This is a genomic window from Rhodococcus sp. NPDC003383 (assembly GCF_053589115.1).
In genome coordinates, this window is the sequence record NZ_JBSFRG010000001.1 from 331,115 (window position 1) to 355,375 (window position 24,261).

25 protein-coding genes are annotated in these 24,261 nt (G+C 64.4%); 13 read left to right on the forward strand and 12 right to left on the reverse strand.

Going from position 1 to position 24,261, the window contains the following annotated elements; translation table 11 throughout:
- The 4 genes from ACWDTS_RS01470 to ACWDTS_RS01485 form a co-directional block, all read right to left on the reverse strand.
- The gene (locus ACWDTS_RS01470) at positions 1-2,130 is read right to left on the reverse strand and encodes an Rv1355c family protein (RefSeq protein WP_450117407.1); all 2,130 of its coding nucleotides are present in this window, start codon (positions 2,128-2,130) and stop codon (positions 1-3) included.
- A complete protein-coding gene (locus ACWDTS_RS01475) occupies positions 2,127-2,738 on the reverse strand; it encodes a hypothetical protein (protein ID WP_248676286.1) in 612 nt (203 codons plus the stop codon). The genes ACWDTS_RS01470 and ACWDTS_RS01475 overlap by 4 nt, the downstream gene beginning before the upstream one ends.
- A gap of 234 nt (positions 2,739-2,972) precedes the next feature.
- A complete protein-coding gene (locus ACWDTS_RS01480; protein ID WP_231610852.1) occupies positions 2,973-3,338 on the reverse strand; it encodes a hypothetical protein in 366 nt (121 codons plus the stop codon).
- 56 nt (positions 3,339-3,394) lie between these two features.
- Positions 3,395-3,874 carry a GyrI-like domain-containing protein gene (locus tag ACWDTS_RS01485; protein ID WP_197252998.1) on the reverse strand — a complete coding sequence of 160 codons (480 nt, stop codon included), beginning with the start codon at positions 3,872-3,874 and terminating at the stop codon, positions 3,395-3,397.
- Positions 3,875-4,122: 248 nt separating this feature from the next.
- Here ACWDTS_RS01485 and ACWDTS_RS01490 point away from each other — a divergent pair, with 248 nt between their 5' ends.
- From ACWDTS_RS01490 to ACWDTS_RS01505, 4 genes are read left to right on the forward strand one after another with little or no spacing between them, the layout of a single operon-like run.
- Positions 4,123-5,379 (forward strand): methyltransferase domain-containing protein, encoded by a 1,257-nt coding sequence (locus ACWDTS_RS01490; protein WP_450117408.1) that lies wholly within the window; start codon positions 4,123-4,125, stop codon positions 5,377-5,379.
- Positions 5,376-6,170, forward strand: a complete 795-nt coding sequence (locus ACWDTS_RS01495; protein WP_450117409.1) for a glucose-1-phosphate cytidylyltransferase — start codon at positions 5,376-5,378, stop codon at positions 6,168-6,170. The genes ACWDTS_RS01490 and ACWDTS_RS01495 overlap by 4 nt, the downstream gene beginning before the upstream one ends.
- On the forward strand, positions 6,167-6,820 hold the full coding sequence (locus tag ACWDTS_RS01500) for a PIG-L deacetylase family protein (RefSeq protein ID WP_450117410.1): 654 nt from the start codon (positions 6,167-6,169) through the stop codon (positions 6,818-6,820). Before ACWDTS_RS01495 ends, ACWDTS_RS01500 begins: the two co-directional genes overlap by 4 nt.
- A gap of 3 nt (positions 6,821-6,823) precedes the next feature.
- Positions 6,824-7,852 carry an NAD-dependent epimerase/dehydratase family protein gene (locus ACWDTS_RS01505; protein ID WP_450117411.1) on the forward strand — a complete coding sequence of 343 codons (1,029 nt, stop codon included), beginning with the start codon at positions 6,824-6,826 and terminating at the stop codon, positions 7,850-7,852.
- On the opposite strand, the gene ACWDTS_RS01510 is transcribed toward ACWDTS_RS01505, so the two are convergent.
- A complete protein-coding gene (locus tag ACWDTS_RS01510; RefSeq protein ID WP_450117412.1) occupies positions 7,836-8,390 on the reverse strand; it encodes a dTDP-4-dehydrorhamnose 3,5-epimerase family protein in 555 nt (184 codons plus the stop codon). The genes ACWDTS_RS01505 and ACWDTS_RS01510 overlap by 17 nt on opposite strands.
- Positions 8,391-8,404: 14 nt before the next feature.
- On the opposite strand from ACWDTS_RS01510, the gene ACWDTS_RS01515 reads away from it, so the two are divergent.
- Positions 8,405-9,565, forward strand: a complete 1,161-nt coding sequence (locus ACWDTS_RS01515; protein WP_450117413.1) for a transferase — start codon at positions 8,405-8,407, stop codon at positions 9,563-9,565.
- A gap of 106 nt (positions 9,566-9,671) precedes the next feature.
- The gene (locus ACWDTS_RS01520) at positions 9,672-10,166 is read left to right on the forward strand and encodes a serine O-acetyltransferase (protein ID WP_450117414.1); all 495 of its coding nucleotides are present in this window, start codon (positions 9,672-9,674) and stop codon (positions 10,164-10,166) included.
- Here the strand turns inward: ACWDTS_RS01520 and ACWDTS_RS01525 are convergent.
- The 3 genes from ACWDTS_RS01525 to ACWDTS_RS01535 are packed head-to-tail and all read right to left on the reverse strand — an operon-like array spanning position 10,129 to position 13,801.
- Positions 10,129-11,409, reverse strand: coding sequence for a lipopolysaccharide biosynthesis protein (locus ACWDTS_RS01525; RefSeq protein WP_450117415.1), 1,281 nt, complete (start codon positions 11,407-11,409; stop codon positions 10,129-10,131). The two genes, ACWDTS_RS01520 and ACWDTS_RS01525, sit on opposite strands and share 38 nt — an antisense overlap.
- Before the next feature lie 44 nt (positions 11,410-11,453).
- Positions 11,454-12,335, reverse strand: a complete 882-nt coding sequence (locus tag ACWDTS_RS01530) for a glycosyltransferase family 2 protein (protein ID WP_450117416.1) — start codon at positions 12,333-12,335, stop codon at positions 11,454-11,456.
- A 17-nt stretch (positions 12,336-12,352) separates the two neighbouring features.
- Positions 12,353-13,801 (reverse strand): hypothetical protein, encoded by a 1,449-nt coding sequence (locus ACWDTS_RS01535; RefSeq protein WP_450117417.1) that lies wholly within the window; start codon positions 13,799-13,801, stop codon positions 12,353-12,355.
- A 22-nt stretch (positions 13,802-13,823) separates the two neighbouring features.
- On the opposite strand from ACWDTS_RS01535, the gene ACWDTS_RS01540 reads away from it, so the two are divergent.
- The 6 genes from ACWDTS_RS01540 to ACWDTS_RS01565 are packed head-to-tail and all read left to right on the forward strand — an operon-like array spanning position 13,824 to position 19,219.
- Positions 13,824-14,234 carry a DapH/DapD/GlmU-related protein gene (locus ACWDTS_RS01540; protein WP_450117418.1) on the forward strand — a complete coding sequence of 137 codons (411 nt, stop codon included), beginning with the start codon at positions 13,824-13,826 and terminating at the stop codon, positions 14,232-14,234.
- Between the two features lie 6 nt (positions 14,235-14,240).
- Positions 14,241-15,356: a glycosyltransferase gene (locus ACWDTS_RS01545; RefSeq protein WP_450117419.1), complete on the forward strand. Its 1,116-nt coding sequence runs from the start codon at positions 14,241-14,243 to the stop codon at positions 15,354-15,356.
- Positions 15,353-16,015, forward strand: a complete 663-nt coding sequence (locus ACWDTS_RS01550) for an SGNH/GDSL hydrolase family protein (RefSeq protein WP_450117420.1) — start codon at positions 15,353-15,355, stop codon at positions 16,013-16,015. The genes ACWDTS_RS01545 and ACWDTS_RS01550 overlap by 4 nt, the downstream gene beginning before the upstream one ends.
- 29 nt (positions 16,016-16,044) lie before the next feature.
- Complete coding sequence (locus ACWDTS_RS01555; RefSeq protein WP_450117421.1) at positions 16,045-16,764, forward strand: SGNH/GDSL hydrolase family protein; 720 nt, start codon at positions 16,045-16,047, stop codon at positions 16,762-16,764.
- On the forward strand, positions 16,761-17,903 hold the full coding sequence (locus ACWDTS_RS01560; protein ID WP_450117422.1) for a Wzz/FepE/Etk N-terminal domain-containing protein: 1,143 nt from the start codon (positions 16,761-16,763) through the stop codon (positions 17,901-17,903). Before ACWDTS_RS01555 ends, ACWDTS_RS01560 begins: the two co-directional genes overlap by 4 nt.
- Complete coding sequence (locus tag ACWDTS_RS01565; protein ID WP_450117423.1) at positions 17,900-19,219, forward strand: hypothetical protein; 1,320 nt, start codon at positions 17,900-17,902, stop codon at positions 19,217-19,219. The genes ACWDTS_RS01560 and ACWDTS_RS01565 overlap by 4 nt, the downstream gene beginning before the upstream one ends.
- A gap of 27 nt (positions 19,220-19,246) precedes the next feature.
- Here the strand turns inward: ACWDTS_RS01565 and ACWDTS_RS01570 are convergent, their stop codons facing one another.
- From ACWDTS_RS01570 to ACWDTS_RS01585, 4 genes are read right to left on the reverse strand one after another with little or no spacing between them, the layout of a single operon-like run.
- The gene (locus ACWDTS_RS01570; RefSeq protein WP_450117424.1) at positions 19,247-20,215 is read right to left on the reverse strand and encodes a glycoside hydrolase family 16 protein; all 969 of its coding nucleotides are present in this window, start codon (positions 20,213-20,215) and stop codon (positions 19,247-19,249) included.
- A 1-nt stretch (position 20,216) separates the two neighbouring features.
- Complete coding sequence (locus tag ACWDTS_RS01575) at positions 20,217-20,885, reverse strand: polysaccharide deacetylase family protein (RefSeq protein WP_450117425.1); 669 nt, start codon at positions 20,883-20,885, stop codon at positions 20,217-20,219.
- Positions 20,878-21,750, reverse strand: coding sequence for a glycosyltransferase (locus tag ACWDTS_RS01580; protein ID WP_450117426.1), 873 nt, complete (start codon positions 21,748-21,750; stop codon positions 20,878-20,880). Before ACWDTS_RS01580 ends, ACWDTS_RS01575 begins: the two co-directional genes overlap by 8 nt.
- A gap of 40 nt (positions 21,751-21,790) precedes the next feature.
- The gene (locus ACWDTS_RS01585; RefSeq protein WP_450117427.1) at positions 21,791-22,732 is read right to left on the reverse strand and encodes a glycosyltransferase; all 942 of its coding nucleotides are present in this window, start codon (positions 22,730-22,732) and stop codon (positions 21,791-21,793) included.
- Positions 22,733-22,929: 197 nt separating this feature from the next.
- Between ACWDTS_RS01585 and ACWDTS_RS01590 the strand changes: the two genes are divergently transcribed.
- Positions 22,930-24,210, forward strand: a complete 1,281-nt coding sequence (locus ACWDTS_RS01590) for a glycosyltransferase family 4 protein (protein ID WP_450117428.1) — start codon at positions 22,930-22,932, stop codon at positions 24,208-24,210.
- Positions 24,211-24,261 lie beyond the last annotated feature (51 nt).

The window sequence follows — 24,261 nt, forward strand, 5'->3', positions numbered from 1 at the left end:
TCAGGACGATCTTCGTACCCTATCCGAGCGTCGAGCGCTACGGATCGGTTCCGGCGTTCCGTGACCGACCCGGAGCAGAATCGCATGCCGGTCCCCCGGTTTCGATCCGAGCACGTCATCGAGCGCGGAACGCAGCCGGCGGATCGTGGGTACCCGAGGCGCGCAGAGGCGGACCAGATCCTCGTCGTCCTCCGCGTAGAGGAAGACCGGCGACGTCGGCTGGACCGACAGCCCGAGCTCCTGCGCGCAGATCCACACGTTTTCGGTGACCATCCCGGCACGCATGTAGTCGACCGGATCCGGTCCCGGCGCAGTCACGGCGATCACCGCAGCACTGTGGCGTATGCGCTCACCGGTGATGCGCCCGAGGCCCTGGCCGAGGTCCCACTCCTCCAACTGTTCGAGCACGTCGTTTCGCAGTGCCACTTCGAGCATGGTGCGCTCGACGTCGTCCAGACCGAGCGCGTCGACATCGATCCCGCTCTCGAGGCCACCGGAGGCGGGCCAGCGCAGCTCGGCCACCATCTCGCGTCGCAACGACTCGGTCAGATAGCGGATCCGGTCCGATTCGGCGAGGATTTCGGCGACGGCGGCCAGATTCTCGGCGCCCTCGACGACGCGGATGTCGCCGCCTTCCTGCCGGGCCGCGGCGTGCAACGCCTCGATTTCGGTCTCCGACAGCGACGTCCCGTCACACGGTCGCCGATTGGTGCAGCGGGCGAGCGTCGCGTCGTACCGGGCGGCCAGGGAGGGGTCGGCGCCGGCGGCGAACTCCATCGTCGCGAACGGCTCCCCGACTCGGCCGAGGCCGTCGGCGGCCCACCGCACCGGTCCGAGAATGCCGTGGGCGGCTGCGGCGATGCGGGCGTTCTGCAGTGCAGCGCCGAGCGCCACATACGTGCCCCGACATCGGATATCGATGGCGGTGGGAACGAAATCGGCCGCGAGTGTGACGGTGAGGCAATCGTCGTCCGCAGTGATCGACCAGGGCTGGCTGTTCCCCCCGGAGGGGGCTCGGGAAGCCGCGTACAACACCCGGTCCACCGGGTCGTCGGGAGGGCCGCCGAGGTCGACGGGCCGATCGGGTGCCGTCACCCGGCCGGCCGGAGGAACGAGCCCGTCGAGGAGATCGTCGATGTCCACGCCGGACCGCCCGGACTTCAGGGACATACCCAAACCGATCCGTCGCACCGCGGCTGCGACCGCCGCTCCCCCCAGCATCACCTCACTGCCCAGCTGAGGCCAGGTCGTCAGTGATCGATCGATCTCGAGGAGCGAGGCGCCCATCCGGGAGGAGAGCCGATCGGCACCGAGCAGCCGGAGTGCGAACAGGATCTTCTCGCGGCCGGACAGGGTTGCCAGCCGCTCCGGCCGGACGTCCTCGAACAGTCCGTGGAAGGGCGTTGCGGCATCCTGATCGAAACGCTCGACGTCGATCAGCCCCCGGTCGCTCGTCGCCATGACGACGGGCACTCCACGCTTCGCGGCCTCGATCCGCAATCCGATCTTGGTGTCGAACGAATCGCACTCGTCGACGAGCACGTCGAGCCCGTCGACGAACGCGGCCGCGGTGTCCGGCCGGACTCCGTCCGGCCACACGCAGAGCTCGAGATAGGGGTCCAGCTCCGCGAGGCGCCGGGCCACGACGACGGCTTTGTTGACACCGAGGTCCACCAGCGAACCGGGCACGCGGTTGAGGTTCGACAGTTCGATCGCATCGAAATCGGCAAGCCGCAGCGTCCCACACAGACCGTCGAGCACCAGCGCCTGCGCGACCGCGGAACCGGCACTGAGCCCCACCACACCCACCGTCTGCTCGCGCAACCGGTCCTGCTCCTGCACCGTGAGCTTGTTCCGGTTCCGATCGAATCGGAGTCGCCGGAACGATCGGGGACCGAGCACCCGCACCACGGTCCGCCGCCACGGATAGTGCACCCACCGCGGAGCCTCGTCGAGCAGGTCGGAATCCGGGGAGGGCAGTATCCCCCGCATTTCCTTCAGCTGATCGGCCAGACGATCGACGACCGCAACGCCTGGATCCGCGCGCAGGGCATGCAGGGTCTCCATGTCCGTTGCCCGGCCTTCCACGAGCACGGACGCTTCCCAGGTCGAACGCCCGAGCGCAGTCACCTCGCGTCCCCGCCGCTCGGCGGCACCCGCATCTCGGCGACGACGACCGGAGCCTGGGGACGGTTGCGATGCCTGTCCCACCACATCAGGCGTGTCCGGTATCGCGCGTCCGGGTAGGGAGTCGCGCGGATACGGTGGTCCACCACGCCACCGCAGGTCTTCCACAGTTCGAGCACGTTGTCCGCCGCCGTGGCCATCATGAACCGGACGTCGAGCAGGTCCATGAACATCGCACCCATCTGCGCCAGCGCGAGTGTCAGTTCACGCCGATGCGGCAGTCCCTCGGCGACCCAGGCCGCCTTCGCCTCGATGACTCCGGCCGGGATCCGGGCCTCGATCATCCTCCGGATCCGGTCGACGTCCTGCGGCGTCGTCCACTCGTGAAGAGCATGGGACTCCTCGGCCCGGGTGTACGGCCCCTGGGCACGCAACCCGCCCACCACGACGCCCCGCGAATCGAGTGCCGCGTGGAACAGGGCCGTCGTCTCACCGCTGCGCACCCGCTCGTAGTCCAGGGCGGATTCCACCCCGAAGCGCCGGTAGGCGCGCAACGCACCCGAAATGTACTCGCGCCACAGATCCGGCACAGCGCGCGGCGGGGCGGCCACGAAGTGATATCCCGACGCATGGTCCCGGTGAACAGAAACCTGCGACTGCGTCGTTTCCGCCACCGGTTTCGACGCAAGCCGCACGGCTCGGTTCATTGTTCACCCTCCGAACGTGTCACTCCCCCGGCCGGCGTGCACACGTCCGCTGCAACGACCGACTCGTAACAATCATCGCGTACGGATTGGAGGGATGAGACGTTTACGGCTCAATCCCTCTCTTTTTGATCAGATTGATCAGACCAACCGGATGAACAGGTCCGTTTCACCGTCCGATCGGATGGTCGCCACCTCACCGCCGTAGGCGCGTTCGATTCGTCCCTCCTTCTCCGCGAGTTCGACCTGATCCCAGACGTCCTCGACCGGATCGCCGTCGTCGGCATCGTTCGTGAAATGAGCAAAATATGCGGTCGGTACCGTCACCATCGAGTCCCCGACCGGGAGGTCGTCCACACCATTGCAGCGGTACCCGACCACCGCGGACCAGCCCACCTCGGGATTGCACACGTACGCCACGACGACCTCGTCGATGCCACGTGCCCGTATGCGGTCCTCGGTGAACGCCATCAGTTCCGAACGCTGGGCCGCTGCACCGGGTGCCATTCCCGGGAGAACCAGCCCTCCCACTCCGAACGAGTGAAGTTTCACAACCTCGAAACTCACTGCACACCAACGTCTTTCGATGATCCGACGTGGTCCGGAAGACTGATCGACACGTAGAGATCGATCGCGTACGCGTGCGGATAGAACTCGAAATCGCCCACGAAGGATCGGACGATCGCACCCGAACTTTCCGCGTCGTGGATCTGCTCCCACAGATCGGCGACCACACCCGGGAACGAACCGGTCGACGAGAACTTTGCATACGTGCCCGCAGGCACCCAGGACACGATATGACCCGGTGTCACCTGGTCGAGCGAATCACACTGGTATCCCACGGTTTGCGTGTAGTACGAGCCGACTTCCTCCGCAGGATCGGTGTACGCGGACGCGAGCGGTCCGCCGAGCTCCTGCTTGAGGACGGCATGCCATGCTCGCTCGAGGTCTCGATCACGCAGCTTTCCCAGCGGCCGGCGGGGGCTGCGGACCGGCAACCCCGCCACCAGGGTTCGTTTTCGCTGGACGATATGGAACGACATCGGGCAACCTCCCAACCCTCTGGTTCCGAACAGCACACATCCCGCGTGGTCCCCCGACGAATGCGAACGATGTGAGTTACATCGAGTCTAGGGCCGCTTTCCGGCGGTTTCTCCACAACCTCCAAAAACAATCTCGAAGTCTCTTTTCGTCTTTCCTGCAGCCTTCAAGTATGGTTAGCTGGGCTTGTCGGACTCTGCGTCGCCATTTGAGTGTCGGTGCGGATCCTCAGCGCCCGAGGGGTTAAGCGATGAGATGCCGTCTCTGCGATTCCGAACACCTGCTGAGCGTGCTGGACCTCGGCGCCACCCCGCCCTGCGAGCGATTCCTCCTCGAGGAGGAACTCGACCTCCCCGAAACCACCTATCCCCTCCACCTCCGCCTCTGCGAAGACTGCCTCCTCCTGCAGATTCCCGCGCTCATCACGCCCGAGGACACGTTCTCGGACTATGCATACTTCGCGTCGTACTCCGACTCCTGGGTGGAGCACGCACGCCGTTTCGTCGAGAGGGCCGTCCACGACCTCGAACTGGGTCCGCACTCGTCGATCGTCGAAGTCGCCAGCAACGACGGATACCTGCTCCGCCACGTCGTCTCCGCCGGCATCCCGTGCCTCGGCATCGAACCGTCGGTCAACGTCGGGGCCGCCGCCCGCGGGATCGGGGTGCCCACGCTCACCGCGTTCCTCGACGAGGGCACCGCCGAGGACATCCGCCGGGAGTACGGTCCGGCCGATCTGGTCGTCGCGAACAATGTCTATGCCCATGTCCCCGACCTGCTCGAGTTCACGCGGGCACTCCGCATCCTCGTTGCCGACGAGGGATGGCTCAGCATCGAGGTCCACCACGCGCTGAACCTGGTCCGCGCGGCCCAGTTCGACACCATCTACCACGAGCACTTCCAGTACTACACGGTTCTATCGGCGATGCGCGCGCTTGCGACCGCCGGCCTGGAGGTCGTCGACGTCGAACAACTGAACACCCACGGGGGATCCATTCGGCTGTGGGTGCGACCCGAGGAGTCCGCCGGCCCCCCAGGCCCCCGGGTCGAAGCTGTTCTCGAACAGGAACGGGAAGCCGGGTTACATGCGACGCAGGGGTACACGGATCTCGAGCCCCGTGCGCAAGCGATCCGGAGGGAACTCCTGCGGTTCCTGCTGGACTGCCGCGACCGCGACCTGACGGTCGTCGGCTACGGCGCCCCAGGCAAAGGCAACACCCTCCTGAACTATTGCGGCATCCGCCCCGACCTGATGCGGTACACCGTCGACCGCAACCCGTACAAACACGGCCGCTACACCCCCGGCGTCCGGCTTCCGATCCACCCACCGGAGGACCTCCAGAAGGACCGGCCCGATGTCGTCGTCGCGCTGCCGTGGAACCTCGAGCCGGAACTGACGGAACAACTCCGAACCATCGACGCGTGGGGTGGCCGTCTGGTCTTCCCCCTACCGACCCTGCACACCGCTATCGGTCCCAGCGACTTCGTAAGGAGCGTCAGATTATGAAGGTCGTACTCTTCTGTGGCGGATACGGCATGCGCATGCGCAACGATCGCCACGACGAGATTCCCAAACCCATGCAGATGGTGGGGCCCCGACCCCTGCTGTGGCACATCATGAAGTACTACGCCCACTACGGCCATACCGACTTCATCCTCTGCCTCGGTTACGGCGCGACCAAGATCAAGGAGTTCTTCCTCGACTATCACGAGGAACAGTCCAACGACTTCGTCATGCACGACAACCGGATCGAGATGCTCCACACCGACATCAGCGACTGGTCGATCACCTTCGTCGACACCGGGCTCGAATCCGCGATCGGCGAGCGACTGCGTCGTGTCCGCGCTCATCTCGGCGGCGAACGGTACTTCCTCGCCAACTACGCCGACGTACTGACCGACGCTCCCCTCGACCACATGATCGAGTGCTACCACCAATCCGGAGCTGCGGCCTCGATGCTCGTCGTTCCACCCCAATCGTCGTTCCACTGCGTCAACGTCGCCGAGAACGGCGAGATCAAGGAGATCATCCCCGTCGGCAACCTGCCGATCTTCGAGAACGGTGGGTACTTCGTGCTGAGTCAGGAGATCTTCGACCTCCTACCGCCGGGCGGCGACCTGGTCACCGACGTCTGCGGGACCCTCGCGGGCCAGGGGCGACTGTTCGGGTACCGCCACGACGGCTTCTGGAAGCCGGCGGACACCTTCAAGGAACGTGCCGAACTCGACGACAACTATGCGCGCGGTATCCATCCGTGGACGGTGTGGGAATCGGAACCCGCGGGGGTGCAGTCGTGATCGAACTCCTGGCCTCGGGCGTACGCGAGATCGCCGCGATCGGCGCGCACTGCGACGACATCGCGATCGGGGTCGGTGGCACACTGCTCACCCTGACGGCACGAGCGACCGCACCCACACGCGTCCACGTCTTCGTCATCGCCGGGGAGGATTCCCGGCGTGAGATCGAGGAACGGCACGCACTTGCGGCGTTGTGCCCCGGCGCCGAGATCGAGTTCACCATCCTCGACGTCCCGGACGGTCGCGCCCCGGGATACTGGGAGGCCATCAAGACCGCCCTCGAAGCGTTCCGGCGCGCGTGCGAACCCGACGTGGTCTTCGCGCCGCAACGCGGGGACGCTCATCAGGACCACCGCCTGCTCGCGGAACTGGTGCCGACGGCGTTCCGCGATCACCTGATCCTCGGATACGAAATCCTCAAATGGGAATCCGACACCCCTCGAACGACGATCTATCACCCGCTGACGCGCAAGATCGCCGAGGAGAAGGCACGAATCCTGCTCAAGCACTACCCGTCCCAGACCGATCACGACTGGTTCGACGAAGACGCGTTCCTCGGATTGTCGCGGCTCCGCGGCGTGCAGTGCCGGCGACCGCACGCCGAGGCGTTCATCGTGGAGAAGGCCACCATCGCCTTCGGAAAGGCATGAATCATGCGCGTTCTCGTCACCGGCCATCAGGGCTATCTCGGATCGGTCATGGTGCCGGTACTCCGGGCACACGGCCACGATGTCACAGGTCTGGACTCCGGTCTCTTCGCCGATTGCGTACTCGGCACCGAACCGGACGACCCTCCGACGCTGCGCCTCGACCTCCGTGACGTCACGGCCTCCCACCTCACGGGTTTCGACGCGGTGATCCACCTCGCGGCGCTGTCGAACGATCCGCTCGGCTACCTGGAGCCGCAGATCACCTACGAGATCAACCACGAGGCCTCCGTCCGGCTCGCACGGTGCGCGAAGGCGGCAGGTGTACGCCGCTTCCTCTATGCGTCGACCTGTTCGGTGTACGGTGCGGCCGGGTCGGATCCGGTCGACGAGAACGCACCGCTGCGCCCCCTCACGCCCTACGCCGAGAGCAAGGTGCGCGTAGAAGACGATGTCGCGGCGATGGCGGACTCCGGATTCTCCCCGGTGTTCCTGCGCAATGCGACGGCCTTCGGATTTTCTCCACGGTTGCGCGCGGACATCGTGCTCAACAACCTGGTGGGGCACGCGGTGCTCACCGGCAAGGTCAAGGTCCTGTCCGACGGCACGCCCTGGCGGCCGCTCGTCCACGCCCGGGATATCGCGCAGGCATTCGCGCGGTGTCTGGAGGTGCCCGTCGGGACGATCCACTGCAAAGCGTTCAACGTCGGCGCCGAGATGAACAATCAGACCGTCGCGGAGATCGCACAGGCTGTGGTCGACACCGTTCCCGATTCGACACTGATGATCACCGGTGAGTACGGATCCGATCCGCGTTCGTACCGGGTGGACTTCGGTGCTGCCCGCACGAAACTGGAGTTCGAGGCGACATGGAGTGTCGCCGACGGAGCCGCGGAGTTGTACGAGCAATACACGCTCGCCGGACTCACCGCGGAGGACTTCGACGAACGATTCACCCGGCTGGCTCGACTCGAAATGCTCAGGAGAACGGGAGTTCTCGATGACTCGATGCGCCGTGTCACCTCAGCAGCGTGAGCAATTCCTGCCAACTCCCGGCGTTCGCATCGCGCTCGGACACGACCGTCACGGGCAGCGGCCATTCGATCGCCAGATCGGCATCGTCGTAGGCGACGGCGAGGTCCTCCGCGGGATCGTGCGGCCGGTCGATCCGGTAGCAGACGTCCGCGGTCGGCGTCAGCGCCTGGAAACCGTGCAGGAATCCCGGCGGAACGTACAGGTGGCGGAACTCGTCGTCGTCGAGCACGAATGTCTGCTTCGTCCCGAAAGTCGGCGAAGCGGGCCGGATATCGACCAGCACGTCGTGAATCGCGCCGTGGGCGCACCGCACGAGCTTCGCTTCCCCGCGACCCGCGCGTCCGTGCATACCCCGGACAACGCCACGGCCGGAACGGGATTGGGAATCCTGGACGAACGATGCGGCCGCGCCCGGTCTGCCGAGGTACTCGTCGAAGATCGACGCGTCGAACGTACGGGTGAACAATCCACGGTCGTCGCGGTGAGGCTGCGGAACAAGAACCAGGACGTCGGACAGGTCCGCCTTCTCGATGCGCATGAGGAGATCGTCCCATGAACGCATGCCGAGGATGCGGGATGCCGAATCTGCAGCGAGTACTGGATCTCGGGCAGGTTCCTGCGGCGGACAGTTTTCCCCGGGTCTCCGACTCCGTCCGAGACGACGAGGCCTGCCACTCCCTTGCGATGGATCTGTGTACCGTGTGCGGCCTCGCACAGCTTGCCGACGACGACACCACCACCGCCGAACCTCGTGGAATCGAACCGCAGGCCCTGAAGGAGCAGGCAGCAGAAGCGGTTCGGCGGGTCCGCGAATCGGGGCGGCTCCGGGGCGCGACGGTCCGCGAGTTCGGAAGCCCACACGGAGGCACATGGCTGCCGCTACTCGCCGAACACGGTTTCACCGTGCATGACGGACCCGCGGACGTCGTGATCGACAGCTTCGGCATCATGCACGATCCGAATCAGCGTGCGGCCTTCGCCGAACGAGCCGCGGCGACCGCACCGGACGGACTGTTGCTGCTGCAGTTCCACTCACTGGCCACCATCGTCCGGCTCGACCAATGGAATGCACTGCGTCACGGCCACTTCGCCTACTACTCGACAGCCGCACTGGTCCGACTGCTCGACGATGCCGGCATGTGCGCCGTGGACGCATGGACCTTCGACCTGTACGGCGGCACGGTCCTGGTGGCTGCCATGAACGGGCGTGGGAAACCCGGCGACTCGGTGCAGCGGGTCATCGTCGACGAAGCCGGGGCAACCGATCCGTGTGCCGTCCGCGCCCTGCAGCTCGCGGCCGACGACCACGCGCACTCGCTGCGCACGTGGCTCGAGAACGAAACCCGCTCCGGTACCCGGGTTTATGCGTACGGTGCGGCGTCCCGTGCGGTGGCACTGTTCCATCTCTCCGGAATCGACCGCAGGCTCGTGACGGCGGTCGCCGATGCCTCGCCCGCCAAGCAGGGACGCCGCATGCCGGGCACCGACGTACCGATCATCTCGCCGGAGGAACTCGTCGCCGCCGAACCGGATCGGGTCGTGCTCACCCTGCCCGACCTCTTGCCCGAAGTGGGGCGGCAATACCCGTCGCTGGAGGGTCGTTGGGTGGTCGACGGCCGATCCATTCGATGCGCCGCCACGACCGCGGCACCGGTATCCGGTCCGGCATCCGACCTGTCGTCACAGTGCTCCGAGGGACGTGATGCACGGTAGACGGGCAGTACTTCTGAAATGTGCGCGGGTATGGGTGTATCCGTTGTGGTGTGCCGTCGGCCGTTCCGACTCGGCCGATGCCGTCGTCGAGGATATCGACTGGTGGATGCGATGCATCGGCGACGCCGACCTTTCGGCACTCGACGAGTACTCTCGCTTCGCTTACCTGGCCGGAGCGCTGCCCGAGTTCCGCACGCTGGTCCACTACCGGCTTCGCGGGACACCGCTGCCACTTCGACTGCTGCTTCGCCGGCTCTATCGGCCGGCGGCCACACTCACACTCGACGCAGAACGGATCGGTCCCGGCCTGTTCATCCAGCACGGAGTCGGCACGATCGTCGCAGCGGAATCCGTGGGCAGCCACTGCTGGATCAATCAGCAGGTCACCATCGGACACGATGCCAACGGCAAGCCGACGCTTCGTGACGACGTGCGCGTAGGAGCCGGAGCGGTCGTGATCGGCCCGATAACGCTGCACGACGGAGCAACTGTCGGGGCGAATGCCACCGTACTTCACGACGTACCTCCGGGAACGACCGTCGTCGCCCCGCTGGCCACCGTCCTCAGACGTCGCCGAGTGGACGTCGACGAACCAGCCTAGGCACCCACAGCAAACACGGAATTACCTGCGCCACGAGAATTCCCAACACGGAAGCGGCAACCACTCCCAATGCACCGATCGGTCCTGCGGCCACTCCCCCGACACCAAGGCATATCGCGGCCATCACCACCGTCCACAGAGCCTGCCAGCGCGCCTCGTCGGGTCTGGTAAGCAGCACATTGGCAGGCAGGTATACCGCCTGCACCACGAGAAGGGCACCGAAAGCCGCTGCAAGCGGCAGTGACACCACAATTTGCCTACCTGACAATATCGATGTCACCACAGGTCCCAGCAGGGTCAACCCGATCGCCACGACAACCGCGTAACCAGCGAATACGACGGTAAGACGCCACCACATCCGGACCGTTTCGGTCGCGGCAGATCTCCGTTTCACGAACACCGGCCAATAGGCCAAGGCTGCCGTCGACAACACCGACCAGCACACACCGTAGATCTGGGCCATCAACGCATACTCCGACAACTCAGCGGGATCGGACCGATGAGCGAGCAGTATCCGTCCCGCCTGCAGCCCGACGGGCATCCCGACCGCGACCACGAAGAGCCACCCACTTCCCTCCAGCAACCGACTCCGGGCCGAGGTCGTCGAAACCCTCGCGAACGCCGAACGGCCCAACCCGCTTGCGCGGAGAGCAAGCACGGTGCCCAGGATCTGGCCGCAGAGCAATCCACCCAGAGACGAGACCGCATACCAGATTCCATCGACATCGATCGCATTCAGGATCAATGTCACCAGTAGGGCAAACGCGGGACAACTCATGAGCACCAGCGTGGCCAGAGGGTTCCGATCGATACCTATCAGAATGCGCACCCCGAGACCGGCAGGAATCGTCAGCGCAAAGACCGAGGCGGCGACCGTGATCGCCCACCTGTCCGAGGCGCCGGTCGACATTCCGAGGAGAACCCCCCAACCGTCGAAAGCCATGACGACCAGTGCCAGGACCACACATCCGGCAGCAATCGCCCCCAATACGCGATACGCGCGCCGAATCACCTCGGGGGCTTCCGGGTCTCGGTTCGGCCCGTGCAGCATGGCACTTGCACTCAGTACCGTCGCACCGATCCCGAGATCTGCGAACGGAACGAGAAGCGTGATGGTCGCGACCAACGACACGAGCCCGAACACGGCGGACCCGGTTTCACGCACTATCAAGGCAGTGTTGGCAAGTCCCAGCGCCGCGACTATCGGCGTGCCCAGAACTCGGTACACCGTGCTGTAGACCACGGCACGGCTTTCCTCGGGCGCGAGCCGATCTCGCTCCGACGCCATCAGCGGATCGAGGCACGTGTCCGGTGCAATACGATCCGCACCGCGGAGAGAACGGCGTAGGTGAGCGCAAACGGGCCCGGCCTGCCGTGTCGTAGCGACGACCAGAGTGAACGCCGCACTCCCGACAGCGATCGCGCGAACACCGCCGCGCTGACCGGACTCGTGCACAGATAATCGCCTCGCACGCGAGGTGCTTCCATGCTCAGCATGCTCAGGCCCCACGCTATGTACTCGTCCGTACGGTCGGCCGTACTGCGTGATACGGACAGACCACTGACGTCGTACGTGCTCAGAACATCCGCAAGTTGAATCACCTCCACACGCGGAATCGCACGTTGGACACGGATCAACCAGTCCGGTTCCTCGTGTGGGGCGTCGCCATCGGCACACCACGGAACCGCACGCACGAGCTCGGCCGGAAAACAGAGTGTCGAGGTCTGCAGAACCGCGCCACCGGAAGTGAATCCGGTGAATCGGAACAAGTAGTCGGCAATCGACTCTCCGGGTTCGACGAGCCGACGCGGCCATGTTCGTCGTCGGGTACCCGGACCTATCACCGCCATGCGCGAAGAGGCGATCCAGCAATTCCCGGCCTCGACTCCGACGGCCGCCAATTGCCGCTGCAGCTTCGTCGGGTACCACTCGTCGTCGTCGTCCAGCAAAGCGATCACGGTGCCGTGTGCAGCCTCGATTCCTCGTTGCCTTCGGCGCGCAGGACCGAGGTCGACCTCCGCCCGGAGTACCAGAATTCGATCATCGACCGGAAGCGGCACGGGCACGTCCGGTGGAGCGATCACGATGATCTCCTCGACTCGGAACGTCTGGCCCAGAACGGACATTACGGCGCGACGCAGCGTCGGCCGGACGAGAGTGGGAATCACTACGCTGACACTCGGCATCATGGCGAATCGACCGCCTGCGTCCGGAAGTGCATCGCGCAGTACAGCAGGGCGATACATGCGAACTGAGGAATGCTGTTGTATGTCCACGCATCGTAGAGCAGATCCCAGATCCCTTGCAGAGAAGCTGTGACCGCTATCGGTGCCCACATTCCGTACCGCGTGAAGTTCCAGATCACGCCGAGGCACGCGACCAGCAGCCACAAGGGAAGAAGCATGGCAAGTAACCCACCCTCGGCCCACGATCCAAGCAGGATGGAGTGCATCGCCGAGAAGTCGCTCGGCGGAAGCCGCCAGTAGAGCTCGAACGGGAAGGTCGGATCGAAGCCCATCCGAATCGCCAGATGCTCCGCCTGGGTATATACATGTGCCGTCAGGTTCTCGGCGCTGCCCCAACCGAGAATCGGATGCTCGAGGATCGCTGTGATGGTCATCGGCGGTTCCGTGCGACCGGCCAACAGCAGTGGCAGTCCGGTCGCGTCCTGCTCGATCGTCTTCCTCTGGAGCGCCGGTCCGAACAGGCCCGCACGCGCCGCGATCGGCATCACGAACGCAAACACCAGCCCTGAACAGATCACGATCGAGAACTGCCATCCTCGGCCGATCCGTACACCCAGGCGCCGGGTTGCCAAGATCGCGGCAGCCACCAGACAGACGAGGGCATGCGAGCGAAAGTTGAGTCCCAGGCTTGCAAGTCCGAATATTGCAAGAACCAACGGGAAGACGGACCCTGGCACACGCATCTTCGTCAAGGCGAACAGCACCAGGATCGTCACGGAGAAGGCGATTCCGTACTTCCACAAGTCGAGGAAGTTACCGGTATGGGTCAGTTCGATGCCCTCGATGGCGTAGAAGCCGACAGTACCGGCGGCAATGCCTGCGATGATCGTGCCGATCCGTTCCACCGCGCGGCCCGTGAGCACGGTCAGACCGGCGAGATACAACGCAAATGCCGCCGGAGCAATTGCGTTCGGCCACAATGGATTAACATCGTTGACGATGCCGGAGGCGAGAAACGACATCCATCCGAGGACAGCCAGCGCGAGCGGCATCAGATCCACTCCCCGGTGCTCCATCAGGAACATGGCCGGCACCAGAAGCAGACAGACCACCGACAGTCCGGTGGCCGTCACGTTCGCGAGCTGGATACATGACGTGGCGCCTATGACGAACAGGGTTACCCGTGTGAGCGCAGCGCGATGGGCACGCTGCCGTTCTGCCACGGTTTGTGCAGGCACGAACGCCATTTCGGTCAACAAGCACCCCTCAGCACGATGGACGCTCATTGAAACGATAGCGGCCTCGAGTCCGGTCGATGCATACTTGTCGCAAATGCCTAGCACCGGATCGAATCGCTCACTGGCAGCAGCGCGCGGCCGCTCGTACGACAAGGGACGCGGGTTGGTTGCGCAGGTGCTCTGGGTAGCAGTGTCGAGACTGATCTTCACACAGGTGTGGTGTCCGAATCGGTTGCGATGCACCATTCTGCGCTGGTTCGGTGCCGAGGTCGGACAGGGCGTCCTGATCAAACACAACGTCACCATCCAGTGGCCGTGGAAGCTCGCGATCGGAGACGACTCGTGGATCGGAACGGGAGCAGAACTCTACGACATCGACAACATCGTCATCGGATCCGACGTGTGTATTTCGCAACGTGCATATCTGTGCACCGGCAGTCATGACCGCCGCTCACCCACGTTCGGATTCGACAACGCCCCGATTGTGGTCGAGGACGGTGTATGGGTGTGTGCCAGGGCCACTGTGCTGCGTGGCGTCACCCTCGGATCGAACTGCGTGGTCGGCGCCACCGCGCTGGTGACGGACGATGTGCCCCCGAACTACGTGGTCCGTCCTCCACGACCTGCCGTCACACCGAGATGATTCCCGATGCGAGTTCTGCAAGTGGTTACGATGCTCAGCCGGGATGGGGCGTACGGCGGTCCCGCCCGCGTCGCCTTGAACCAGAGCGCGGAACTGCTCGGCAGAGGCAACGACGTCACCGTCGTCGCGGCGACCCGGGACTATCCGCTCGGACCCAGCCGGATCGAGGAAGTGCCGGTCCGGCTGTTCAATGCACGGCAACTCGTGCCCGGATCCGGGTTCGCCGGGCTCGGAGCCCCGTCGATGACCCGATGGGTCAGCCGAAATCGAACATGCTTCGACGTCGTCCACATCCATTTCGGCCGTGATCTCGTGGTGCTCCCGGTAGCAGTGACCATGCGGCGATCGGGAATCCCCTATGTCCTGCAGACGCACGGCATGGTCGGCCCGTCCGACCACCCCCTGGCCGCGCCGCTCGACGCCGCTCTCACGCGGAGGATACTTCGGGGTGCCGGGGCGGTGTTCTACCTGAACGCTCCGGAACGCGAGCAAGTCGGTGCAGTCGCCGGATCCGACCTCCCTTTCGTCCATTTGCGCAACGGCGTACCGACCTATCGGAGTACCGCGGCGCGTCCCGGACCACCGGAGGTGCTCTTCGTCGCCCGCATGCATCCCCGCAAGAGACCGGTCGCGTTCGTCGAGATGGCAAAGGCACTGCTCGAGAAAGGTGTCGACGCGCGGTTCACACTTGTCGGTCCGGACGAGGGCGAGGGTCCCGCGATCCGCGCTGCGATAGGCGGCGATACCAGGATCTCGTGGGAAGGTGCACTCGCACCCGTCGCTGTTCCCCAGCGGATGGCGGCCGCCGGCATCTATGTTCTTCCGTCGGTGCGCGAACCCTTTCCGATGTCGGTGCTCGAAGCGATGTCGGTCGGTCTGCCGGTGGTCATCACCGACGACTGCGGTCTGGCCTCTGTTGTGGAACGAACGGGCAGCGGCATCGTCACCGACCCCGCCGTCCCGGCACTTGCCGCCGCCGTGGAGACCGTGCTCGCCGAACGCGAACTCGCCCGAGCGATGGGTGAACGAGGCCGGGCGGTCGCGCACGCCGACTTCGGAATGCAGCCGGTCGTCGAGCGCCTGCAGGATGTCTATTCACGCCTGCTCGGGAGCGGTCCATGAGGGTCGTCGGGAGCCCCCGCACGATGTGGGTGATCGTCTTCAATGTGGCACTCAGCGCGCTCGTCGCCACTTCGGTTCTCGCTGCGACGAGGCCGGAGGAGCCCGGACCCGACGTCCCACTGAGCATTGCCGTGGTAGGAGACCAGTATTCGGCCGGTGTGCAGAATCGCTCGGTGTGGCCGACGCTCATGGCGCAACGCACCGGATGGTCGGTGGCGAACTTCGCGCAGCCGAACGCAGGCTACGTCGCAGACGGCCAGGGCGGGCACGCGTTCACATACCAGGTCGATCGTGCGCAGGGCGCGAACACTCGGGTCGTCCTCATCGTCGGCGGTCTGAACGACACCGGACTGTCCTCGCCGGATCCGGTCGGCATCGGAGCGATCGACGCGATCAACAAGATCACTCTCGGTGGCAGACGCGCTCTCGTCGTCGGTCCGATGTGGTTCGAGCGGCCGATTCCGGAATCGGTCGTTCGCGTGGCAGACGCTGTCCGCCAGGTCGCCGAGGCCGCCGGCGTACCGTACCTCGACGCCCTCGAGCCACCGCTGCTGACGAGAACTCAGATGCAACCGGACCTCAGCGGCCCGACAGACGCCGGACAGTCCGCGCTCGCCGACCGGATCGCCGAATGGGTCCGCTCGGAGGTTTCGAGATGAACGGGACCCGATGGTTCGATTCGGTCGCGTTGGCACTCGCCATCGCAATCGTCGTCGTTCTGGCCTTCGTGTCCCAGCAACCCGACCTCCCACCTACACCGGAGCAGGCTCGGATCGCTCACACTCCGGAATCGGACGATGATCGCCCCTCTGCCCTGGTCCTCGGCGATTCGTACACCGCAGGAAACGGGTTGGCGGAGATGTCGTACGCATGCGTGGCAGCCATCCGGCTGGGCTGGCTGTGCGATCTTTCGGCGATTGCCGGTACCGGCTACATCAGTGGTGGTCCGGCCAACCGATTCGTCGTGGACCCATATGTCGGCGAGTCGACCTCGTTTGCCGAACGCATCCCCCACCTCGCCGCTGCCTATGCCCCCGACACCGTCGTTCTCGACGGTGGACGAAACGATCGGTTCCCGCCTCGTGAGGACGTCTTCAACGCAATGCGATCGACTATCGAAGACGTCCGCCGGACCTGGCCCACCGCCCGGGTCGTTTTCATCCGGCCGCGACTCCTCAACGATCCGCGCGACGAAATCCAGTTCGACGACGACTTCATGGCGCGGCTGCAGTCCGACCCGGCCGCCGACGGGGTGATTTTCGTGGACCCGATTGCGTCTCTCGCCGATACAGACACATCCGAGATGATGGCGGCCGACGGTACGCATCCGAATCAACACGGTGATCACGCCATCGCAGAGGCCCTTTTCGAGTCGCTGGCCGTCCGAGGCATGGCCGGTGAGCTATGACCAGCGTGATGGCCGAATATGGGAACGTGCTGCGCAAGCGGTGGCGATGGGTCGCGTGGGGAGTGCTTCTGGCAGTGGGCGCTACGACCGCCTTCCTGCTGCTGAGTCCCCCGCTCTATCGAACACAGGCAACCGTCTTCGTCCGTACACCGGGCGACGTCAGTCGAGTCGTCGACGGCGGTGACTCGTACGCACAGCGTCGCGCCGCGACGTACGCCGAACTCGCCGACAGCACCGATCTCGCAGCACGCGTGATCGACAATCTCGGGCTCGACCTGACTCCGGACGCGCTCGCGAATCGTATAGACGCGGCCGATCGTCCCGGTACCGCGCTCATCGACGTCTACGTTCGCGCTCCTTCCCCCGAAGAGGCAGTGCAGACAACGACCGTCCTGCTTACCGAGTTCGCGACGATGGTGCACGCCCTCGAGGAAGTTCCCGGTGCACTGGTCCCCCGGGCGGAACTCGCCGTCGTCGAACAGCCCGGCCGACCGACCCGAATCGTGGCCTGGAACGTGCCACTGCCGAGCGCGCTTCTGGCTGCGGTTCTTGCCGGGTTGTTTCTCGGGACGACCGCCGCGGTCGTCCGGTCGATCTTCGACCACTCGCTGCACGATCCCCGCGACGCCGCCCGGATATCCGGCAGCCCCCTCATCGGGTCGATCCGAGACGGGACGGCCGATCGGGTCACGTCGAACGAGCGCGGGCTTCGACTCCGACTACTCCCGCTTCTGGGGAATCCGTCCCGCGGAGTCATCACGGTCACCGATGGAAGTCGAGCGTCGACAACCGCCACCACGGCTCGCCACCTCGCGCGTGCTCTCGCCGTGCGGGACTCCTCGGCCGTCATCGCCGATCTCGACAGACAACGGGCGGACGTGATCGACTCGACCGAACTGCGAAGAAGAATCCGGAGGCTGCGTACCCGCTACGACTGGGTCATCCTTGCGTGCCCTTCGGCAACGAATGCTGCTGCGCTTGCCGATGTATCGGATGCAATCGTGCTGGCCGTCCAGCAAGGCGTGACGACCCACCAGCAACTGCGCGACACAGCGATGCTCCTACCGAAGTCCGTGGTGAGTGCCGTGGTCTTCGACCGTGGAGTCCACTCTCTCGGAGATGGGGAGGAGATCGAGTGAACCTGGCGACCTTCTTCGCGACGATCAAGCTGTACCGCAAGACCTTCGGCGCCGTTTGTGCAGTGGTGGTGATCGCAGGACTGAGCTGGATTGCGCTGAATCCTGCCCCGTACGTGTCCACCACCCAACTGATGGTGTCGATCGAGGGAACAACGACAGCAACCGCATACGAGAACGACGAGGTGGTGGCGGGGCGTGTCAATTCCTACGTTGCGCTGCTCACCAGCGATGTGGTGAGTCAGCGCGTGGTGGACGAGCTCGACCTGCCCGAAACTGCTCAGGAGCTCGCCGAGCAGGTCAGCGCAACTATCGTGCCGCCGAGAACTGCGATCATCGACGTCGCGGTGACAGACGAATCCCCTACTCGTGCACAGCTTCTCGCAGACACGTTCGCGCGCGAGTTCATCGAGTACGCCGATGCATCGGAAACTCCGACGGGAGCAGACGGACAGAAGGTGCATGCGCAGGTGATCACTGCCGCGACCGAACCCCACGAGCGACGTGTCGAACGGATCGGCCTCGCGGTCATCGCGGCGCTCGCCGGGCTGGTACTCGGTGCGATCGCGGTATGGGTTCGCGCACAGACTGATCGTGTTGTCCGAACTGCAGCTCGTGCAGCGCAGCTTTCGGCCGTGCCAGTGCTCGGATCCGTGCCCGAAGTAAGCAATGCCGAGGGGTCCGATTTCGAGAGGTACCGACGCCTGCGAGCTCAACTACGATCGACGATCGATCGACTGCACGGGTCCGACCGATCAGGCCTGGTGTGGATGATTGCAAGCGTCGCCGATGAAGCCGATTCCTCGGTACTGGCCGCGAATCTCGGGCGGGCCCTGGAACTCCGCGATGGACGAGTGACGGTGATCGATGCCGCCGAAGAAACTGCCGCGGGCCTCGGGGAGGAAGACTCTCGCGACTCGGAGGGCGTGGGGTCACCATCCCTGCGAACGAACGCCGACCAACCCGCCCCGATTGCTCCGACGAAATGGGGCTCGGATTCCGGCGACCTACCGACTGCCTTCGGAGAACTCACAGATCGCTTGCGGAAGCAATACGCGCATGTGGTCGTCGCCGCTCCGCCTGTACTGGCGACATGCACTGCATCGGTGATGAGCGACTATGCCGACGCAGTCCTCCTGGCAATCTCGTTCGATGTCACGCTGCGACGCGACCTCGTCGAGGCAACCGAACGTCTGCGCGACACCGGCGCTCCACTGCTCGGTACGGTTCAGGTCGACGCCGATACCGCGACTACCGCCCGCCGACCGGCCTACCCCATCGAACCCGTCGACAGCCGCGTGCAAGAACGAATTCGGTGATGGACGACTTGTCGGCGGGACCATCGGTCACTGCTGCTGGTACACCCGGATGTAGTCGACTTCGAGGCGGCCGACACGTGTCTGATCCGTCAGGAGCGAATCCGCATCGCGCTCCCAGTCGTTGTCGACCATCATGTGCAGAATGAGTTGCATCGGCTCGTTCTCTATCCGGCCGCTGTCGACGAATCGACCGCACTCGACTCCGTTGATGTACCAGGCAATATAGTCGGGCTGCCAGTCGACGCCGTATCGCACCCATTCGCCGGAATAGTCACGCACTCCGCATGCACCGTTGTCCTCCGGCCCGGCGTTGACCGAGTACGACTCGGTGCGGCCGTTGTAACTGTAGGTCATGTGAATTGTCTCGGGCTGACCTCCCAAGACCTCCATGATGTCGATCTCGCTCCGATAGTTGTACGAGGGATCTGCCGGCACCATCCAGAAGGCGGTGAAGAAACCCGGTTCACCGGGAAATTTCATACGCGATTCCACGTATCCGTACGTGAAAGAAAACAGGTATTGCCCCGATTCCGCGTCCGGTCGAGCAGTGGACAACAATCCGGCCTTGTAGGTACAGATGCCCTGGAAACATGCATCGTTGGGTTCGGGGGTCGCGAGCGGTTCGGCAGTCAGGATCGCAGTACCGTCGCTCACCTGTACCTGTTCCGGCCGGTAGGTCTCCTTGCCGTTGTTGAAACTGCTCGTGCATGCCCCGTCGTAGTTCCAATCGAAGCACGGTGTGAGCTTGCCGTGGTCGTAGTCGGCCCCCTCGAACTCTTCCGAGAATGCGACGCGCCAGGACCTGCCCAACGCTGCCGGATTCGGTGGCGTCGGGACACACTCGGGCGATGTGCCGTTACCGCACGGATCCGGCTCGCTGTCACAACCGGACAGCAGCGGAAGAGTGAGCACCGCGACCAACAATGTTCGGAGAGCAACCGACGAGACCGGAGCCAGCTCCGACACCGCTTCCCACGCCTTCTGTTTCCGATCCATGTCACCGCCACCGCTTGATGACACATTTGGCTGCCACGAAAGCCCTTCGCCCCATGGTGGATGCGCCGAGCGCTTCCGAACGAAGCGTCTCTGCAGTGTGGTCCGCCCGGACGCTGAAGCGCGGCTGCAACCATGCATCACGCCGGGCAGGACGGCGGTCGCTGGTGTGCACTGCTGCATAGCCGAGCCGCCGGAGATCGGCGAGTAGCTTGCTGTCGTATTGTCCCAGCGGCAACGCGGCCTCGTCGACGCGCACTCCGGCAACCTCGGAGATTCGCTGTCGCGCCTCGACGAGTTCACGATGACGCGTCACCTCGTCCATCCCGCGCCAGGATCGGTGATCCATGCCGTGCGTCCCGATTCCCATCCCGCGCCGGCGCAGTTCCGATACATCGCTCTCACTCAAACTTCCTGCCGCGCCGAGCCTTCCGGCCAACACGAAGAATGTGGCGGTGAGCCCTCGCTCGGACAACTCGTCGAGCGCGATCTCGATATCGGAACTGTTGCCGTCGTCGAAGCTCAGCCGGACATCGGGCCAGGTGACAACCTCGTCCAGAATTCGCCGGAACTCGTCGATTCCGATCCAGAATCGATCCTCACCGTATTCGAGTTCACGACGGGCAGTACCGATGCCGTGAAAGCTCACGTTCGCCGGACCGATCTCAGTCATCGGCTGTCGTCTCACGGCGCGTCGACTCGTCGCGACCCCACGCCTGCCCTTCGGTAGGTGTACGAAGCGCAAGGAGGGCGGCAAGACTCGTGATACCGGCATATACGACTCCTGCCGGGACCAGGCGCGGATTCGGGATGACGACATCGCGTAGCCAGGCAAATCGGTCGACCGGACGAACCTTCCCCGCGATCGTTCCGCTCCGGCCGGCCGCCCGCAACGAAGCGTTGCCACGACGCACCCGGACGAGCCGACGCACCAGATCCCGGGTGTGCAACGGCACTTCGACCACCGTCGACACTCCGTCGACCTCTCGCTTTTCCTGCGGCGTGAACTGTGAGTCGAGGAAGAGATCATCGGCGACCATGTCGGGAAACCGGTCGAAACGACGCCGTCCTTCAGCCGACAGCGCGATCAAACCCCGCCCGAACAGCCCCTCGTGGAAGACGGGAAGACGCGAATTGATCGCGAAGAACTGGCGGACCAGAAACGATCTTCCTGTCAATTCGAGGTCGCGGCGTGGAACCACAGCCAGCGGAACGGGCTGCGGCGCGTCCGCGGCGAGTGCGTCTCGCATGGCGCGTACGACATGCGTACCCGCAACGATGTCGGCATCAAGGTACACCCGGGGAAACCCGGCCGCGATGGTATCTCCGGCATTGAGCGCCTTCGGTTTGCTGGCCTCGGGGATTTCGACGACGCGCACCCCTGGGCTCCGCGCGGCCAGCGTCGCGGTGTCGTCGGTGCAACCGTTCGCGACAACGATCACATCGAACTCACCTGGAGTTGCGTCCGCCAGCAGCGAAGCGAGGCAACGCTCGATTACAGCGGCCTCGTTGTGTGCGGCGATGACTACACTCGTCATGAGATCCCTCAGATTTCACACGAAGGCATGGCGAATCTTATCAACTCTGTGTTGCGTGAGGAAGATCCCTCCATCGCTCCCGGTTGAGGACGACTTGGAGGGATGCCCGCGGTACAGGACGGTGCGCCCGTATCGCTTGGGTGAATGCGATCACTGCGCGGAAGGCGAGGGCGTACGGCCGGGAATGGCAATCCTCGATGTAGCGGACCCGGTTGACCGTTGCCAGCATCGAAAGAGCGGCGGATGTTCCCGAGCCGCCGCCGGCATGCTCGACGACGGCGGCCGGCTCGAACCAGACCAGTCTTCCCTGTTCGCGGATGCGACGGCAATAGTCGATCTCCTCCGAGTACAGAAAATAGTTCTCGTTCCAGTTCCCTACTGCCCGTTCGACGTCCGCACGGATCATCATGGCCGAGCCGGTAGCCCAGTCGACAGAATGTGCGAACGTGTAACACTCCGGGAGGAGCTCGGTCTCCGACAACCAGGATGGACGCCGAGGAAATCGGCGTCCACCGACAATCGCGTCGCCCAGGGCACGAGAGATGGACGGTTCGCGGCGCAGTGTCGGATCGATCTGTTTGCTGTGCTGAAAGATGTTCAGCGGCACCACAGCTCCGATGCCAGGCGTGCTCAGCGAGTCGAGAAGTCTGTCGATCGCATGCCTACGCAATCGAAGGTCCGGGTTGAGCACGAGCACGCCCGTGCACCTACCGATATGGCGCCGAGCCCGGTTGATTCCTCCCGCGTACCCCAGATTGCCCCCGGCACGGACGAGAATGACGTCGGTCTCGGCGGCGACGATGTCGGCGCTGTCGTCCGCCGACTCGTTGTCGACAACGATCACGCGAAGTGCCAGGTGCCGCGCGTCGCGCCGGAGATCCGACAGGAGATTCCGGATGTCCCGTGCACTGTTGTAGGTCACGACGACAACAGCGACGTCGGCCCACTCGTCGCCGGATACGAAACATCCCTCGTTGCCCACCGGACGCTCCGGTTCTCTCGATTCACCTGCGGTCCCGAGGACCAGGCGGTCGCGAAAAGGTCATGCGCATCAACGACCGTCTACTATTCTTGGTGGCAACGTCACTGTACCGGCAGCCTCGATGTCGTCACTCCGGAACCGCGGAGAACGTCGGGGCCACATCCGGGAGCCCAGGCTGATGAGGCGGTGACCCACGGATGAGCCATATCCTGATCCTCGTCGAGAACCTGTCGGTTCCGTTCGACCGTCGAGTGTGGCAGGAAAGCCGAACACTCGTCGCTGCCGGGTACACGGTCACGGTTATCTGCCCTATGGGAAGCGGACGGGACGACGAACCCGAGACAACCATCGAAGGCGTTCGCATCCTGCGATACCCGCTTCGGGCCGCCGAAGGCGGGCCCTCGGGATATCTACGCGAATATTCGCTCGCCCTCTGGCACACCTTCCGACTCGCGGTTCAGGTGCAAAGGAAGGAGCCCGTGCACGCGGTACACGCATGCAATCCTCCGGATCTCCTCTTCCTCGTGGGGTTGATGTTTCGCCTGACCGGAGCGCAGTTCGTATTCGATCATCACGACCTCGTGCCGGAACTGTTTCGGTCCCGTTTCGGCAACAGACATCGCATACTGTACTGGGGGACAAGAATTCTCGAGCGCCTCACCTTCGCGACTGCAGACGCGGTGATATCGACCAACGAGAGCTACCGGCGCGCAGCGATCGACCGCGGCGGCATGCGACCCGAGCATGTGACGGTGGTTCGGAGCGCCCCCGACCTCGACCGCTTCGTACGATGTGACCGCGATCCCGAACTGCTCCGCGGAAAACGCTTCCTTCTCGCGTATCTCGGCGTGATGGGACCGCAGGACGGCGTCGACTATGCACTTCATGCGCTCGCACACTTGAAGTACCAACTCGGCCGTCGTGATGCGCACTGCATTTTCATGGGCTCCGGCGACTCGTTCGATGCGATGGTCGCGCTCAGCGAGAAACTCGAACTCTCGGACACCGTCGAATTCACCGGCCGCGTTGCGGACGAGTTCGTCGAGCGATGCCTCTCCACCGCGGACGTGTGCCTGTCTCCGGACCCCCTCAACCCGTTGAACAATGTGTCGACGATGAACAAGGTTCTCGAGTACATGGCGATGGAGCGCCCGATCGTCTCGTTCGACCTGGCGGAAGCACGCGTTTCTGCCGGCGATTCCGCGCTCTACGTAGCGGCGAACGACACCGCAGCATTCGCGACCGCCATCGACGATCTGCTTCAGGATCCGGACCGGCGCAGGAAGATGGGCGAACTCGGTCGGGAGCGCGTGGAGAGCGAACTTTCGTGGAACGTCTCCAGCAACAACCTGGTCGACTTCTATGACCGACTGTTCCGGACCGGTGATCGTCGGCCGCGATGGTCTCCTCGAGGAACGAAACCGATTCGGCCGAGGGCACTGCTGGGGCTTCTGAACCGTGATACCTTGGATCGATAATCCGCCACCTGCGCGACCACCACAGGTAGCAATACACCGGGGCGCCGAGTC